Source organism: Streptomyces sp. NBC_00388, assembly GCF_036061255.1.
Classification (GTDB): domain Bacteria; phylum Actinomycetota; class Actinomycetes; order Streptomycetales; family Streptomycetaceae; genus Streptomyces.
In genome coordinates this window covers 860446-874985 of the sequence record NZ_CP107948.1, presented here as the reverse complement: position 1 = coordinate 874985, position 14540 = coordinate 860446, and the positions used below count along the sequence as shown (strand labels likewise).

The 14540-nt window shown below is 73.2% G+C and carries 16 protein-coding genes; 8 read left to right on the top strand and 8 right to left on the bottom strand.

Features of this window, described 5'->3' with window-relative positions:
* Positions 1–214: 214 nt before the first annotated feature.
* The 4 genes from OG917_RS04015 (at position 215) to OG917_RS04000 (ending at position 3499) form a co-directional block, all read left to right on the top strand.
* The gene (locus OG917_RS04015; protein ID WP_328316123.1) at positions 215–469 is read left to right on the top strand and encodes a hypothetical protein; all 255 of its coding nucleotides are present in this window, start codon (positions 215–217) and stop codon (positions 467–469) included.
* Complete coding sequence (locus OG917_RS04010; protein WP_328316122.1) at positions 466–1461, top strand: ATP-binding cassette domain-containing protein; 996 nt, start codon at positions 466–468, stop codon at positions 1459–1461. The genes OG917_RS04015 and OG917_RS04010 overlap by 4 nt, the downstream gene beginning before the upstream one ends.
* A complete protein-coding gene (locus OG917_RS04005) occupies positions 1461–2360 on the top strand; it encodes an ABC transporter permease (protein WP_328316121.1) in 900 nt (299 codons plus the stop codon). The genes OG917_RS04010 and OG917_RS04005 overlap by 1 nt, the downstream gene beginning before the upstream one ends.
* Positions 2361–2458: 98 nt before the next feature.
* On the top strand, positions 2459–3499 hold the full coding sequence (locus tag OG917_RS04000) for a lactonase family protein (protein WP_328316120.1): 1041 nt from the start codon (positions 2459–2461) through the stop codon (positions 3497–3499).
* Between the two features lie 122 nt (positions 3500–3621).
* On the opposite strand, the gene OG917_RS03995 is transcribed toward OG917_RS04000, so the two are convergent.
* The 3 genes from OG917_RS03995 to OG917_RS03985 all read right to left on the bottom strand — a co-directional run bounded on the left by OG917_RS03995 (position 3622) and on the right by OG917_RS03985 (position 6379).
* The gene (locus OG917_RS03995; RefSeq protein WP_328316118.1) at positions 3622–4548 is read right to left on the bottom strand and encodes a sirohydrochlorin chelatase; all 927 of its coding nucleotides are present in this window, start codon (positions 4546–4548) and stop codon (positions 3622–3624) included.
* Positions 4549–4643: 95 nt separating this feature from the next.
* Complete coding sequence (locus OG917_RS03990) at positions 4644–5705, bottom strand: N-acetylglucosamine kinase (protein WP_328316117.1); 1062 nt, start codon at positions 5703–5705, stop codon at positions 4644–4646.
* The gene (locus OG917_RS03985; RefSeq protein WP_328316116.1) at positions 5702–6379 is read right to left on the bottom strand and encodes a uracil-DNA glycosylase; all 678 of its coding nucleotides are present in this window, start codon (positions 6377–6379) and stop codon (positions 5702–5704) included. Before OG917_RS03985 ends, OG917_RS03990 begins: the two co-directional genes overlap by 4 nt.
* Before the next feature lie 251 nt (positions 6380–6630).
* Here OG917_RS03985 and argG point away from each other — a divergent pair, with 251 nt between their 5' ends.
* Entirely contained in the window at positions 6631–8079 is a 1449-nt protein-coding gene (argG, locus tag OG917_RS03980) for an argininosuccinate synthase (RefSeq protein WP_328316115.1), read from the top strand.
* Positions 8080–8198: 119 nt separating this feature from the next.
* On the opposite strand, the gene OG917_RS03975 is transcribed toward argG, so the two are convergent.
* Both OG917_RS03975 and OG917_RS03970 read right to left on the bottom strand, forming a co-directional pair.
* Positions 8199–9311 (bottom strand): sensor histidine kinase, encoded by a 1113-nt coding sequence (locus tag OG917_RS03975; protein ID WP_328316114.1) that lies wholly within the window; start codon positions 9309–9311, stop codon positions 8199–8201.
* Positions 9308–10153: a response regulator transcription factor gene (locus tag OG917_RS03970; protein ID WP_328316113.1), complete on the bottom strand. Its 846-nt coding sequence runs from the start codon at positions 10151–10153 to the stop codon at positions 9308–9310. Before OG917_RS03970 ends, OG917_RS03975 begins: the two co-directional genes overlap by 4 nt.
* Before the next feature lie 132 nt (positions 10154–10285).
* Between OG917_RS03970 and OG917_RS03965 the strand changes: the two genes are divergently transcribed.
* Genes OG917_RS03965 through OG917_RS03955 form a run of 3 tightly spaced genes read left to right on the top strand, consistent with a single transcriptional unit; the run spans position 10286 to position 12416 of the window.
* A complete protein-coding gene (locus tag OG917_RS03965) occupies positions 10286–11005 on the top strand; it encodes a glycosyltransferase family 2 protein (RefSeq protein ID WP_328321648.1) in 720 nt (239 codons plus the stop codon).
* Complete coding sequence (locus OG917_RS03960; RefSeq protein ID WP_328316112.1) at positions 11002–11712, top strand: TIGR04282 family arsenosugar biosynthesis glycosyltransferase; 711 nt, start codon at positions 11002–11004, stop codon at positions 11710–11712. The genes OG917_RS03965 and OG917_RS03960 overlap by 4 nt, the downstream gene beginning before the upstream one ends.
* A complete protein-coding gene (locus tag OG917_RS03955) occupies positions 11709–12416 on the top strand; it encodes a class I SAM-dependent methyltransferase (protein ID WP_328316111.1) in 708 nt (235 codons plus the stop codon). Before OG917_RS03960 ends, OG917_RS03955 begins: the two co-directional genes overlap by 4 nt.
* A 26-nt stretch (positions 12417–12442) precedes the next feature.
* On the opposite strand, the gene OG917_RS03950 is transcribed toward OG917_RS03955, so the two are convergent.
* The 3 genes from OG917_RS03950 to OG917_RS03940 all read right to left on the bottom strand — a co-directional run bounded on the left by OG917_RS03950 (position 12443) and on the right by OG917_RS03940 (position 14423).
* Positions 12443–13123 (bottom strand): GntR family transcriptional regulator, encoded by a 681-nt coding sequence (locus tag OG917_RS03950; protein ID WP_328316110.1) that lies wholly within the window; start codon positions 13121–13123, stop codon positions 12443–12445.
* Positions 13124–13236: 113 nt separating this feature from the next.
* A complete protein-coding gene (locus tag OG917_RS03945) occupies positions 13237–13560 on the bottom strand; it encodes an L-rhamnose mutarotase (protein WP_328316109.1) in 324 nt (107 codons plus the stop codon).
* On the bottom strand, positions 13560–14423 hold the full coding sequence (locus OG917_RS03940) for a fumarylacetoacetate hydrolase family protein (RefSeq protein ID WP_328316108.1): 864 nt from the start codon (positions 14421–14423) through the stop codon (positions 13560–13562). Before OG917_RS03940 ends, OG917_RS03945 begins: the two co-directional genes overlap by 1 nt.
* Between the last annotated feature and the right edge of the window lie 117 nt (positions 14424–14540).

The following is a 14540-nucleotide window of genomic DNA, read 5'->3' as shown; positions in this document are numbered from 1 at the left end:
GTGGTTCCATGAGAGATGTCAGTGCTTGATGCTCCCGCCGCATCCGCCAGCGGACGCAACGGGGTTGTCCATCAGGCGGATTCCACGACTTTCAGGGCGGCGTGCGGCTGTCCGGCAGGACCGGTGCGAGCCGGCCGCCCTCAGGGACACGCGCCGCTGTCCGGTCCGCGCGCCGTTGGACGCGCGGGCCGGTGGTCCTGGAAGGAGATGCGGTATGTCCACAGCCATCCTCACCGTGTTCAGACACCTCATACGGCTGGTGACAGGCTCGGTCAGAGCCGTCGGCAGTTACGTCGCACAGCGCTTCGCGACCCAGCGGGCCTCCGCGCAGGACATCGGTCACCCACGCCCCGCCGACCTGCTGGCCGGCCGCGTCGGGCAGGCGGAGTACCAGGCGGACCAGGAACAGCTGGCAGTCGCCGACGCATCGGCTCACCCCCTCCATGTGCCCCCGCTGCCGAGACGATGACGCACCCCGCAGGCCGGGAGCGGGTGAAGAGCCCGGCGCCCGGGGCCGCCACCGTCATCCGCGCCGCCGGACTCGCCAAGACCTACCCCAAGGCGTCCACCGCGGCGGTGGACGGTATCGATCTGCAGGTGCGCCAGGGCGAGCTCTTCGGACTGCTCGGGCCCAACGGGGCCGGCAAGACCACGACCGTCGGCATGCTGACGGCACGGGTGGTGCCGACCGCGGGGTCCGCGTACGTCGGTGGGACCGACGTGGTCGCGGACCCGACCCTGGCCAAGCAGCTCATCGCCGTCGTCAGCCAGCAGAACACCCTGGACCGCTCGCTGACGGTGTGGGAGAACCTCTACTTCCACGGTCTGCTGTTCGGCATCCCGCGCCGCGAGTCTCGCAGCACCGCCGACGCACTCCTCGAACAGTTCCATCTGTCCCGGTGGGGCAAGTCGCCGGTGTCCGCCCTCTCCGGCGGGATGGCTCAGCGCCTGATGGTGGCGCGTGCGATCTTCCACCGCCCCGCCGTGCTCTTCCTCGACGAGCCGACGGCCGGGCTGGACCCGCAGGGCAGACTGGCTCTCTGGGAGGCGCTGGAAGGGCTGATCGCCGACGGTCAGACGATCCTGCTCACCACGCACAACATGGACGAGGCGGACCACCTCTGCGACCGCGTCGCGATCATCGACCACGGCCGGATCCTGGCCCTTGACACGCCGGCGGCGCTCAAACAGGGACTCGGCGCGGACGCCGTCGTCACCGTCGCCACCAGCGGCAGCCAGGAAGGGCTCGCGGCCCGCCTGAACAGCGACATCGAGGGGGCCGTCCGTACCCGGCTCGTCGACGGGGCCGTCGAGATGCAGGTCAAGGGCGCTGAACGGCTGCTGCCCCGGGTCGTCACCAGCGCCGAGGCGGGCGGGTTCGAGCTGCTCGACCTCTCGATCGCCGAAAGCACCCTGGAAACGGTGTTCATCAGCCTGACCGGACAGGAGCTGAGGGACTGATGGCCGCGTCACACGCCGCCCCGCCACCCCGGGACGCCCCGTCCGGGCGCCCCATCGGCATACGGCCCGCCCGGTCTGCCGCCGCGTCGAGCCGCTCCGCGCTGAGGGCGCTGGTCCTGCGCGACCTGACCGTCCTGATGAAGAGCTTCGGCGAGTTCGCGGGCCGGACCGTCATGCAGCCCTTCCTGCTGGTCTTCGTCTTTCTGTACGTGTTCCCCCTCATCGGCCAGGGCGTCGGCTCGGGCGGTGGGGCCAGAGGGGAGTCGGCCTTCGCCACCGTGCTGGTCCCGGGCGTGGTCTCCATCGCGATCATGTTCCAGGGCATCCAGTCGGTCGCCATCCAGATGTCCCAGGAATTCGGCTTCACCCGCGAGATCGAGGACAGGGTCCAGGCGCCCTGCCCGATCTGGCTGGTGGCCGTGGCGCGGGTGCTCTCCGGGTCCGCCCAGGGGCTGATCTCGGCCGTGATCGTGCTGCCGATCGCCGCCGTCGTGCACGCCCCGGGTGTCCACCCGCACCTGGCCTTCCACTGGTGGATCGTGGTGACCCTGATCCCCCTGTGCTGCCTCACGATGACCTCGCTGGGGCTGCTTCTCGGCACCTCGTTCCAGCCGAGGAACATCGGCGTGATGTTCGGCTTCGTGGTGCTGCCCCTCGTCTTCCTCGGCGGCACGTACTACCAGTGGACCAAGCTGGCCCCGGTACAGGTGGGAGGGTTCCACTGGCTCCAGGTGCTCGTGCTGGTCAACCCCCTCATCTACATGAGCGAGGGCATGCGGGCCGGATTCACCGACGTCTCCCACATGCACCTGTACGTCGTCTATCCGGTCCTCACCGGTTTCTGCGCGCTCTTCCTCGCCCTCGGTCTGCGCAACTTCCGTCACCGCGTGCTGTCCTGACCCGGCGGCTCACCCGGATTGGTACGGACCGCTGCTGCTACCGTCTGCCGGAGCCCCGGCCACCTGCGGACCGGGCTCCGGCGGAGAGGGGCAGCACGGTGGGCACAGGGGACGGGCGGGCATTCATCGGGTCGTTCACCTCGGCGGGAGGGCCGGGGCTCGTCGCCGCCTCGGTGGACGAGGCGGGGGCACTGACCGTGCTCGGCGCGGTGGACACGCTGCCGAATCCCTCGTACCTGGCCCCGGCGCCCGGCGGCTCGCTCCTGTACGCGGTCTCGGAGACCGGTGCGGGCGCGGCGGCGGCGTTCGACATCACCGGAGTACTGCCCCGGCTGATCGGCGCCCCGGTCGCCGTGGACGGCGCGGACCCCACCCACCTCGCCGTCGCCGGCGGCCATGTCGTCACGGCCAACTACAGCTCGGGAAGCGTCAGTGTGCTGCCCGTACGCGCCGCGGACGGCGGGCTGGACGCGCCCGTCTCCGTCCTGCGGCACGAGGGCCGGGGGCCGGACCCGGCCCGGCAGGAGGGACCGCACGCGCACCAGGTGACGCGGGATGCCACGGGACGGTGGGTGCTCGGGGTCGATCTCGGTACCGACTCCGTACGCGTCTGCGCGCTGGACGCCGTCACGGGCGCCCTGACCGTGCACACGGAGGCCGCGCTGCGGCCGGGCAGCGGCCCCCGCCACCTGGCGTTCCACCCGGCGGGAACGCATGTCTACGTCCTGAACGAGCTGGAGCCCACGCTCACGGTCTGCCGGTGGGACGCGGAAGCCGGAGTGCTGGAGCCGGCCGGCACGGTCGCGCTGCTGCCCGGGGACACGGCGGGGGAGAGCTACGCGTCGGGGGTGGCCGTCGCGCCGGACGGACGCTTCCTCTGGGCGGCGAACCGGGGGCAGGACAGCATCTCGGTCCTCGCACTCGACGACAGCGGGGAGAAGCCCGTACTGACCGGCACGGTGGACTGCGGCGGCCGGTGGCCGCGCGATCTCGTGCTGGATCCCGGCGGCCGGCGGCTCTACGTGGCCAATGAGCGCTCAGGGGACGTGACCTGGTTCGACATCGACCCGCTGACCGGTATTCCGGCCCGCTCGGGCTCCGTCGGCGTGGCCGCCGCCTCGTGCGTGGTGTTCGCCTGACGGCTGCGCCCCACCGGCCCCGCCCGGACATCCAGGGGGCCGGACGGCACGGAGAGGGGCCCGCACCGGCGCTTGTGCCGGTGCGGGCCCCCGCCCGTACGCCGTGATCCGTGCTGTGCGCGTCAGCCGACCGGGGCTCCCTGGGACGGCTGCTGCGGGGTGATGCCCAGTGCGGTCGTGTACTTCGACAGCACCAGCTTGCCGACCGCCGGGTAGGCGCCGAGCGGCCCGGCGGAGGCACAGTCCGCCTCCTTGGCCGCCCCGGCCAGCAGCTCCTCGGTGACCTCGGGGCCGATCAGGTACGGCGCGAGCGCCAGCTGGAGCGAGCCCGAACCCCGCAGCTGCGCGGCGATGGCGGCGACCGAACCCTCCACGTCCAGCGCGGCGGCCATCACCGGCACGGCGAGGCGCGCGGCGAGCAGCATTCCGGTGATCCCGGCGGCCTGCACGGCCTCGTCGCCGCCGACCGTCGCAAGGATGATCCCGTCGGCCGCGGTGGCGACCGTGAACAGCCTGGCCCGGTCGGCCCTGGAGAGACCCGCTTCCGAGAGGCGCACGTGCAGGCCCTCGGCGAGCAGCGGGTGCGGCCCCAGCACCTCGGTCAGCTCGGCCGCTGTCGTGCTGTCCATGACGGCCTGCCGTATCCGCCGCTCGGTGGCGGCGTCGGGGCCCGCGAGCAGGGGCACCACGACGGCGGTCGCGCCGTTCGGCTCCGCCACCTCGCGCCCGGCGGCCCTCGCCTGCTCGTAGCGCGCCACGCGCTCGGCCGCGGTGCTGGACAGGACCGCGTCGAGGCCGGGGAACTCGCCGTCGGCCCCGTCCAGGTAACCGATACGGGCGTCCAGGCCGGGCAGCTCGGAGCGGGCGATGGAGATAACCTCTTCCGCCAGGCTGCGGACAGCGGCGGAAGGCGTGCCGGGAACAGCGAGAACCAGCGCGGGCGCGCCCTCAGGGGCCACCGCGGGTTCCGGACGGCGGTGGCGTCCGGTCTGGCGAGGTCGCGGCATTCGTACAGGCAGGCCGGGTGCGGGCCCATTGGGGGAGCTCATGGCGCCGCATGCTACTGGCTTTGCACGCCCCGCTGTTCGGGGAGGGTACGTTCGCGAGGCGTCTGTCCGTATTTATCCGTTGCGTCGCGGCCGTTTCACGTATCCTGTTCCGCCACCACATGCAAGAGCTGCGGATGTACCGGCAGCCGGAGACTCCCGGTGGCGAGCGCCGAGGCGATCCGTACCGCCCCCACCAGCGGGTCTCCGGCCGCCGGTACCGGTCTGGCGTACGGCAGCAGGGCGGAGAGCTCCTCGCGCACAGGGGTGAGCAGCGGGTCCCCCATCTTGAACAGACCACCCGTGAGGGCTACTTCACAGCCCGTGCCTGACTCGGCGGACTCCGCGGGGCAGACGGCGGCCGCGCTTTGGGCGATCTGCCGGGCCGCGTCCCGCAGGATCGCCGCCGCCACCGGGTCGGTGGGCGCACACCGGGCCACCTCGGGGGCGAACGAGGCGAGCACCGCGGGCCGGTCCGACCGCGGGTAGACGGCGCCCGGCAGGCCGGCCGCCGGTCCGAAAACCGCCTCCAGCCGCTCCAGCAGCGCGGCCGAACCGCCCCGGCGCCCGTCGTACGCACGCATCCCGGCCTCCAGGCCGGCCCGGCCGATCCAGGCGCCGCCGCCGCAGTCACCCAGCAGGTGCCCCCAGCCGTCGGCCCGTCGCCACCGGTGGAGATCCGTGCCCAGCGCGATCATCCCCGTGCCCGCGGCGACGACGGCCCCGGGGCGCTGGCCCAGGGCTCCTGCGTACGCCGTCACACCGTCGGCGGCGAGCGCGAGCCGCCGCACACCGAGCGAGCGGTCCAGCGCCGCAGGAAGCTCCGCGCGCAGATCGTCACCGAGCGTCGCCATTCCGGCGGCGCCGACGGCCACCGCCGACACCGCTCCACCACCCGCGCGAGCGAGCAGCTCACCGGCCATGGGCAGCAACTGCTCCAGCAGATGGGCTGCTTCGATGCCGCGGACCCCTGTCCGTACCGGGACCCGGGAGACAGCGGGCTCGGAGGTGAAGGGCCCGGCGGTGACGGGCCCGGAGTCCGCGGATGCGGAGTCCGCGGAACCTGGCCGCACGGACTCGTCACGCACCGGCGCCGCCACCGGGGCGAGCGCGACCCGGAGACCGGAGCCGCCGGAGTCCACTCCGAGCACCCACGTCACGGCAGCCGCCAGTCCACGGGCTGCGCCCCCTGGCGCACCAGCAGGTCGTTGGTCCGGCTGAAGGGGCGCGATCCGAAGAAGCCGCGATCCGCCGACATGGGGGAGGGGTGGGACGACTCGACCGCAGGGAGGTCTCCCAGCAGGGGCCGCAGGTTGCGGGCGTCACGTCCCCACAGGACGGAGACCAGCGGCTTTCCCCTGGCGGCGAGAGCCCGGATGGCCTGCTCGGTCACTTCTTCCCAGCCCTTGCCGCGGTGGGCGGCCGGTTTGCGCGGCGCTGTCGTCAGCGCCCTGTTGAGGAGGAGTACGCCCTGCTCGGCCCAGGGCGTCAGATCGCCGCTGGAGGGCCGGGGCGCGCCGAGGTCCGTGTGCATCTCGCGGAAGATGTTGTCCAGGCTGCCGGGTACCGGCCGCACTCCGGGCGCCACCGAGAAACTGAGCCCGACGGCGTGACCCGGCGTCGGATAGGGGTCCTGGCCCACGATCAGGACGCGTACCTCGTCGAACGGCTGCTGGAACGCGCGCAGCACGTTCGCGCCGGACGGCAGATAGGTGCGTCCTGCGGCGATCTCGGCGCGCAGGAACTCGCCCATCGCCGTGATGCGTCCGGCTGCGGGAGCGAGCGCCTGCGCCCACCCCGCTTCGACAATCTCGTTCAACGGTCGTGCTGCCACGGGGCGTCACTCTACTGGCAGACCGCGCCGGTCCCGTGCGGGGTGCGGCCGGGCGGGCGCCGCCGCCCGTACACCGGCCGGACCGGCGGGTGCGCGGGTCGGGCGGGGGCCGGGGGCGCGGACCGGCACCACGGCCAGGGAACCGGCGGGCGCACGGCGATCACCGGCAGCCGGACGGGAGCCGCAGCAGGACACGAGGCTTCCGGAGGGCCGACTTTGCATGACCATGCGTTATGACGCATACTCTTTCCATGTCTAAGGTTCTCACCTCCCTGCCCACCGGCGAGCGCGTCGGCATCGCCTTCTCCGGTGGCCTCGACACCTCCGTCGCGGTCGCGTGGATGCGCGACAAGGGCGCCGTCCCGTGCACCTACACCGCCGACATCGGCCAGTACGACGAGCCCGACATCGCGTCGGTGCCCGGCCGCGCGCTGGCGTACGGCGCCGAGATCGCGCGCCTTGTCGACTGCCGTGCGGCGCTGGTCGAGGAGGGGCTGGCCGCGCTCACCTGCGGCGCGTTCCATATCCGTTCCGGCGGGCGCTCCTACTTCAACACGACGCCGCTCGGCCGTGCCGTCACGGGCACCCTGCTCGTCAGGGCGATGCTTGAGGACGACGTGCAGATCTGGGGCGACGGATCGACGTTCAAGGGCAACGACATCGAGCGGTTCTACCGCTACGGCCTGCTCGCCAACCCGCACCTGCGCATCTACAAGCCGTGGCTCGACGCCGACTTCGTCACCGAGCTCGGTGGCCGCAAGGAGATGTCGGAGTGGCTGCTCGCCCACGACCTCCCCTACCGCGACAGCACCGAGAAGGCCTACTCCACCGACGCCAACATCTGGGGCGCCACGCACGAGGCGAAGACCCTGGAGCACCTGGACACCGGCGTCGAGACCGTCGACCCGATCATGGGCGTCCGGTTCTGGGACCCCGAGGTCGCGATCGCCGCGGAGGACGTGACGATCGGCTTCGACCAGGGCCGTCCGGTGACGATCAACGGGAAGGCGTTCGCCTCCCCGGTCGACCTGGTGATGGAGGCGAACGCCATCGGCGGCCGCCACGGCATGGGGATGTCCGACCAGATCGAGAACCGGGTGATCGAGGCCAAGAGCCGGGGCATCTACGAGGCCCCGGGCATGGCGCTGCTGCACGCCGCGTACGAGCGCCTGGTCAACGCGATCCACAACGAGGACACCGTCGCCCAGTACCACAACGAGGGGCGGCGCCTCGGCCGTCTCATGTACGAGGGGCGCTGGCTGGACCCGCAGGCGCTGATGATCCGCGAGTCGCTGCAGCGCTGGGTGGGCGCGGCGGTCACCGGCGAGGTGTCGCTGCGGCTGCGGCGCGGCGAGGACTACTCGCTGATGGACACGTCGGGCCCGGCTTTCAGCTACCACCCGGACAAGCTCTCCATGGAGCGCACCGCGGACTCGGCGTTCGGTCCGGTGGACCGGATCGGCCAGCTCACCATGCGCAACCTCGACATCGCCGACTCCCGCGCCAAGCTGGAGCAGTACGCCGATCTCGGGATCGTCGGCAACACGCACCAGACGCTGATCGGCGCCGCTCAGGCCGCCTCCACGGGGCTGATCGGCGCGATGCCGCAGGGCGGCGCCGAAGTCATCGCCTCCCGGGGCAAAGTGGACAGTGACGACGAGATGCTCGACCGCGCCGCGATGGAGTTCGGCACCGACTGACCCGGCCGGGCGGCGCACCCCGGGGAAGTGAACCCCTCCCGTGCGCCGCGTCACGGCGGACCCGCGGCAGCCGTACCCGGAGTGCCGGGGACGGCTGCCGCGCGCTGCAGTGGGCCGCCTCAGGAGCGGGGCGCGGGCAGGGTGACCTCGAAGCGGCAGCCGCCTGCCACATTGCGCACGGCCGCCCGGCCTGAGTGTGCCTCGACGATGCCGCGCACGATGGCCAGGCCCAGCCCGGCGCCCGCCGGGGGAGTACGGGCCTCGCTGCCCCGCCAGCCGGTGTCGAAGACACGCGCCAGATCGTCCTCGGGGATGCCGCCGCAGCCGTCGGTCACCGACAGGACGACCGAGCCCGCCCGCTGCTCGGCCGCGACCGCGACCGTGCCGTCGGCCGGTGTCCGGTGGATGGCGTTGACCAGCAGATTGGCGAGGACCCTGGTCATCTCCTTGCCGTCCACCTCCACCGGCAGGGCCTCCACCCCGCCGCCCTCCAGCCGGACACCGTGCTCGCGGGCCAGCGGGTCCGCCCCGGCCAGCGCGTCGCCCACCAGGTCGTACACGGACATCCGGACCGGAGTCAGCGTGAGCGCCCCCGCGTGGATGCGGGACAGCTCGAAGAGGTCGCCGACCATGGTGTTCATCCGGTCCACCTCCGTGCGGATCTGCCGGAAGTACCGCTCGGGGTCGGCGGCCATCCCGTCCTCCAGCGCCTCGGACATGGCCCGCAGCCCGGCGAGGGGCGTCCGCAGATCGTGGGAGATCCACGCCACCAGCTCACGGCGTGAGGTCTCCAGCGCCTGCTCGCGGCGGCGCGACACCGCCAGTTTCTCGCTCGTCGCGGCCAGCTCGCGGCCCAGATCGGCCAGTTCGGCGGTGGGTGCGCCGCCCGGGACGGCGAAATCGCCGCCGTCGCCGAAGGAGCGCGCGGCCAGCGTCAGCGCCCTGCTGCCCGCGACGACCCAGCGCCCGAGCAGCAGCGCGGTCGCCAGCGAGACCACTGCGGCCATGGCCACCACCAGGGTCACCACCTTGAGGTCGTGCGGCGACAGGAACATCGCTCTGGCCACCGCCAGCGTCCCCGCCAGCATCGCGGTCACCGCTACGGCCGAGATGACGGTGAGCGAGAGGGCAACCGAGCGGTGACGCAGCCGCCACAGGGCGCCCGCCCCGATCAGCCCGGCCGCGGCGGCGCCGAGGAACGCGTACAGGGCGATCAGTACCAGGTCCTTCATCGCGCGTCCCCCGCCCCGCCCGAGGCGTCCATGCCCTCTGCTCCGGCACCCGTCGTACTGCCCGCCCCGCCCGACGCGTCCCCGCTGCCTGCTCCGTCCGCCCCGGTCGCGCTCGCCGCCCCGCCTGTCCCGCCCGTCCCGTCCTCGAACCGGTAGCCGACCCCCCATACGGTCCTGATCAGCGCAGGAGCCGCGGGATCGTCCTCGATCTTGCCGCGGAGCCTGCGCACATGGACCGTGACCGTCGACAGATCGCCGAACTCCCAGCCCCACACCTCATGCATCAGCTGTTCCCGGCCGCAGGCCTGCCCCGGGTGTCCGATCAGATAGGCCAGCAGATCGAACTCCCGCAGGGTCAGCGCGAGTTCGCGTCCGTCCCTGGTGGCGAGGCGGGCCGCGGGATCCACCGTGATGCCCGCTGCGTGCAGCAGCGGCCCCGGCCGGTCCACGCCCGTACGGCTGCGCCGCAGCACCGAGTCCACCCGGAGGACCAGCTCACGCGGGCTGAACGGCTTGGTGACGTAGTCGTCCGCCCCTATTTCGAGCCCGAGGATCCGGTCGTCCTCGTCCCCGCGCGCGGTGAGCATGATCACCGGGACGGGGCCCCGGGCCCGCAGTACCCGGCACACCTCCAGACCGTCCATCCCCGGCAGCATCAGATCGAGCACCACCAGATCCGGCCTGCGCCGCGCCGCGCACTCCAGGGCGGCCGGGCCGTCGGCCGCGCGGTCCACCGAGTACCCGGCACGGTCGAGATAGCCGGCGACGACTTCGGAGACGGTCGGGTCGTCGTCGACGACCAGTACACGGGGCGAGGGGAGGGCGGGGCGCTCGTTCTGCATGGCCCCAGCGTGTCACCGCGCGGCGGCCGGCGGCGGGTCGCGGATGGGCCGAAGCGCCGACGTCCGCGTTTCGTAAGGAGTGAAAGAGCCATCCCGCGCCGTTCGGTTCGTACGGTGAGGGGCGTGACCGACCTGACGCCCCACAGGCCCCCCAGCCCCGCGCCCCCCACGACGGTGGACGTCGTCCTCCCCTGCCTCGACGAGGCCGGAGCGCTGCCCCACGTCCTCGAACGCATCCCGGACGGCTGGCGGGCACTCGTGGTCGACAACGGCTCCACCGACGGATCGGCCGGCATCGCCGCCGCCCTCGGCGCCACCGTCGTCCACGAGCCCCGGCGCGGCTTCGGCGCGGCCTGCCACGCGGGTCTGCGGGCCGCCACGGCGGAGATGGTGTGCTTCTGCGACTGCGACGGTTCGCTGGACCCCGGGCTGCTGACCGGCCTCGTCCGCCGGGTGGCCGAGGGGGAGTCCGACCTCGTCCTGGGCCGCAGGCGCCCCACCGGGCGCGGTGCCTGGCCGCTGCACGCCCGTGCGGGCAACTACGCCCTCTCCCGGATGCTGCACCGCAGGACCGGGCTGCGCCTGCGCGACCTCGGCCCGATGCGGGCCGCGCACCGCACGGCGCTGCTGGGCCTGGGACTGACCGACCGGCGCAGCGGCTACCCGCTGGAGATGGTCGTGAGGGCGGCCGACGCGGGGTGGCGGATCGCCGAACAGGATGTGCCCTACCGCCCGCGGACGGGGAAGTCGAAGGTCACGGGAACCTGGCGCGGTACCTGGCACGCGGTGGGGGACATGCGGTCCGTGCTGAACCGCCCCGCGGTGGCGCCCGCAGGGACGGCGGTGCGATGACCACGCTGCTCGTCATCGCCAAGGAGCCCCTGCCGGGCCGCGTCAAGACCCGGCTCACCCCGCCCTACACCCCGGAGCAGGCGGCGCTCCTCGCCGAGGCCTCGCTCCGGGACACCCTGGCAGCGGTCCTGGACAGCCCGGCCCGGCGCCGCATCCTGGTGCTCGACGGCGCCCCGGGCAGCTGGCTGCCCCCCGGGATCGAGGTCGTCCCGCAGGGCGGCGGCGGTCTCGACGAACGGCTCGCCGCCGCGTTCGCCCTCTGTACGGGCCCCGCGCTGCTCGTCGGTATGGACACCCCGCAGCTCACTCCGGAGCTGCTGGCCCCCGCGCTCGGGCCCGGCGGCTGGACCGGCTGCGACGCCTGGTTCGGGCCGGCCGACGACGGCGGGTTCTGGGCGCTCGGTTTCGCCGAACCCCGCCCCGGACTGATCCGCGGCATCCCCATGTCGACCCCGCACACCGGCGCTGCGCAGCGCGCGGCGCTGACCGGCGCCGGGCTCACCGTCCGCGATCTGCGGCCACTGCGCGACGTCGACACGGCGGACGACGTACGGACGGTGGCGGCAGCCGTTCCGCACAGCCGTTTCGCGGCGGCCGTCGCGGGCATCGAAGCACCGGATCCGGCAGGGGTCCCGGCCGTCCCCGGCCCGCCCGCCGGTCCCGGCGCCCGGGCCGCCTCCACCCACCGCACCGGCGCCCGCACGTGAGCGCGCCCGTCCGCCCCCGCTGCTGGCAGTCCGATCCGTACTCCGACGCACTGCGTACCGGACGCGGCCCGCTCTTCCTCCGCCGCGCCGACGGCTGGCTCCTCCCGCTCGACGTGGAACGCTGGTGCGCGGGCGCCGACCGCGCCGACATGTCCGTGCTGGGCCGGTGCGAGGGCACGGTCCTCGACATCGGCTGCGGCCCCGGCCGGCTGGTCGCCGCGCTGGCCGGGCTGGGGCGCCGGGCCCTCGGTGTCGATGTCAGCCGTGCGGCCGTCGACCGCACCGCGCGCGCCGGGGCGCCCGCTCTGTGCCGCTCGGTCTTCGACCGGCTGCCCGCCGAGGGGCGCTGGGGCACGGCGCTGCTCATCGACGGCAACATCGGCATCGGGGGTGACCCGGGCACCCTGCTCGCCCGCACCGCGCAACTCGTGGCCCCCCGGGGACTGCTGCTGGCCGAGGCGGCCCCGGTCGATATCGACGAGCGGGTACGCGTCCGGGTCGACGACGGCAGAGGCGGGGCCGGGGCCGACTTCCCCTGGGCCCGGGTCGGCGTACGCGCTCTGCTCGGTCACGCCCGCGCGGCCGGCTGGAGCGCGGCCGGGGAGTGGCAGGAGGAGGGCCGCGCGTTCGTCGCGCTCCGCAGGGCAGACCCCGCCGGGAACGCCGCGTGCTCCGCCGGAGCGGTGCCAGGACAGGGGGGCTGAGCGGGCCCTGCCACAGGCAGCTGACGTCAGCGCTGCTGCTGGCGGCTGAGCTGCCTTTCGATGCTGCGCCGCAGATGGTCCGTCATCGCCTCAGCCGCGCGCTCGGGGCTGCGGCGCAGCACGGCGCGGAGGATGCGGTCATGCTCCGCGAGGGTCGGCCCCGCAGCCCCCTGGATGCTGCTGAGGCGGAAGATGTGCAGATGCGAGTGGAGCCTGCTCACCGCGTCGGCGAGCAGGGGGCGCCCGGCGGCGCGCGCGATCGTGTCGTGGAACCGCTGGTCGCCCGCCGCGAACTCCCGGTACACGGAGTACCGTTCACCCGACCCCGGGCGGTCGCGCATCTCCTCCACCAGGGCCTCGATACGGTCGAGCTGCTCGTCGTCCGCGTGCGTCGCGGCCAGCGCCGCTGCCGTCGGCTCCAGCAGGAGACGCATCTCGAACAGCTCCTCCAGGCCCTGCCGGGTGAGCAGTTCGGTGGCCCGGTACCCGGCGAGGGACCGCTTCGTCACCAGGCCGTCCGACTCCAGCCGTGCCAGCGCCTCGCGCACCGGCGTCGGGGAGACCTGGAGCGTACGGGCGAGCGCCTCGATGCCGACCCGGGCGCCCGGCCTGATCTCGTGGTCCATGACCATCGCCTTGACAGCCTCGTAGACGCTGTCGCCCAGCACCTGGCGCTGTGGTGTCGGCGCTCCGCCGTCCGACAGCATCCGCCCTCCTCCAGCCCGCCGGATACCGCGTACCCGGCGTCCGCCGATTCTATAGGAATCGACGCCGGGAGCCCTCTCGGTACGGCTCCCGGCCGGGCATGGCCCCACCAGGGTTACTCCATGAGGAAGACCTGCTCCATAGGGGCCCACCAGTCGTCAGGACCCGCCTCGGGGACCTTCTGCTGGCAGGGGTCCGTCAGCTCCCACCACGCACGGGTGGCCTCGTCGCGTCCCATTGCCGCGAGGTCCGCGGCCAGGTCGTCGCCGTGGTACTCGAAGTAGCTGAAGAGCCGGTCGCCGAGCAGGTGGATCGAGTAGTTGGCGATACGGCTCGCCCGCAGCCTGGCGAGGACGGCCTCCGGGACCGCCCGGTGCAACGCGCGGTAGTCCGCGAGCCGTTCCGGACGTACGTGGATGACCTGCGCGATCCGCTGCATCAGGCCGGCACCGCCGCTCGTACCGTCTGGCGCTGCGCGCCCAGCCCGTCGATGTCGAGGTCGACCACGTCGCCCGCCGTGAGGTACGGGAAACGGCCGGAGAGTGCGACGCCCTCGGGTGTGCCGGTGTTGATGACGTCACCCGGTTCCAGCACCAGGTAGTGGCTGAGGTGGCGTACGAGCTCATGCACGCCGAAGATCATGTCGGCGGTGCTGGAGTCCTGGCGCGGCTCACCGTTGACGCGGCTGCGCAGGTTCAGTGCCTGCGGGCCGTGGGGGAGGTCTCCGGCCGGTACGAGCCACGGGCCGAGCGGGTTGAACGTCTCGCTCGACTTGCCCTTCGACCACTGGCCGCCCGACTCGTCGAGCTGGTAGGTCCGTTCCGACACATCGTGCGAGACCGCGTATCCAGCGATGCACTCCGCCGCCGCGTCCGCGGATGCGAGATAGCGGGCAGTGCGTCCGATGACGACGGCCAGCTCGACCTCCCAGTCCACTGTCCTCGCGCCGGGCGGGATCAGGACGTCGTCGTACGGGCCGACCACGGTGTTGGGGTGTTTGAAGAAGATGATCGGCGCGGTGGGCGGCTCGCTGCCCGACTCCGCCGCGTGGGCCGCGTAGTTCTGGCCGACGCAGATGACCGCGGCGGGCCGGGCCACCGGCGCGCCGACCCGCAGCCCGTCCGCGCACGGCAGTTCGGTGAGTGTGCCTGCCCGGAGGGCTTCCCGGACCCGGGCGATCCCGCCGGCTGCGAGGAACCGTCCGTCGATGTCCCCGGTCAGCGGCCCGAGATCGTAGAGCACACCGGCTTCGCGTACGGCGGGGCGCTCGCGGCCCGGATCGCCCAGTCGCATGAGCTGCATGTCAGCAGCCTCCTCAATGGTCACAGGGGAGGGGGAGGTCACGGAAGTACCGGGCCGGAGACCGGGCCGGAGACCGTCCCAGAGATCGGATGTTAGTCGGAGGAAAGCTATAGGAAA

Bases quoted from the DNA above. Each gene is read 5' to 3' on its own strand.
- OG917_RS04015 (WP_328316123.1), top strand. From the start codon at position 215: ATGTCCACAGCCATCCTCACCGTGTTCAGACACCTCATACGGCTGGTG.
- OG917_RS04010 (WP_328316122.1), top strand. From the start codon at position 466: ATGACGCACCCCGCAGGCCGGGAGCGGGTGAAGAGCCCGGCGCCCGGG.
- OG917_RS04005 (WP_328316121.1), top strand. From the start codon at position 1,461: ATGGCCGCGTCACACGCCGCCCCGCCACCCCGGGACGCCCCGTCCGGG.
- OG917_RS03995 (WP_328316118.1), bottom strand. From the start codon at position 4,548: ATGAGCTCCCCCAATGGGCCCGCACCCGGCCTGCCTGTACGAATGCCG.
- argG (WP_328316115.1), top strand. From the start codon at position 6,631: ATGTCTAAGGTTCTCACCTCCCTGCCCACCGGCGAGCGCGTCGGCATC.
- OG917_RS03975 (WP_328316114.1), bottom strand. From the start codon at position 9,311: ATGAAGGACCTGGTACTGATCGCCCTGTACGCGTTCCTCGGCGCCGCC.
- OG917_RS03970 (WP_328316113.1), bottom strand. From the start codon at position 10,153: ATGCAGAACGAGCGCCCCGCCCTCCCCTCGCCCCGTGTACTGGTCGTC.
- OG917_RS03960 (WP_328316112.1), top strand. From the start codon at position 11,002: ATGACCACGCTGCTCGTCATCGCCAAGGAGCCCCTGCCGGGCCGCGTC.
- OG917_RS03950 (WP_328316110.1), bottom strand. From the start codon at position 13,123: ATGCTGTCGGACGGCGGAGCGCCGACACCACAGCGCCAGGTGCTGGGC.
- OG917_RS03945 (WP_328316109.1), bottom strand. From the start codon at position 13,560: ATGCAGCGGATCGCGCAGGTCATCCACGTACGTCCGGAACGGCTCGCG.
- OG917_RS03940 (WP_328316108.1), bottom strand. From the start codon at position 14,423: ATGCAGCTCATGCGACTGGGCGATCCGGGCCGCGAGCGCCCCGCCGTA.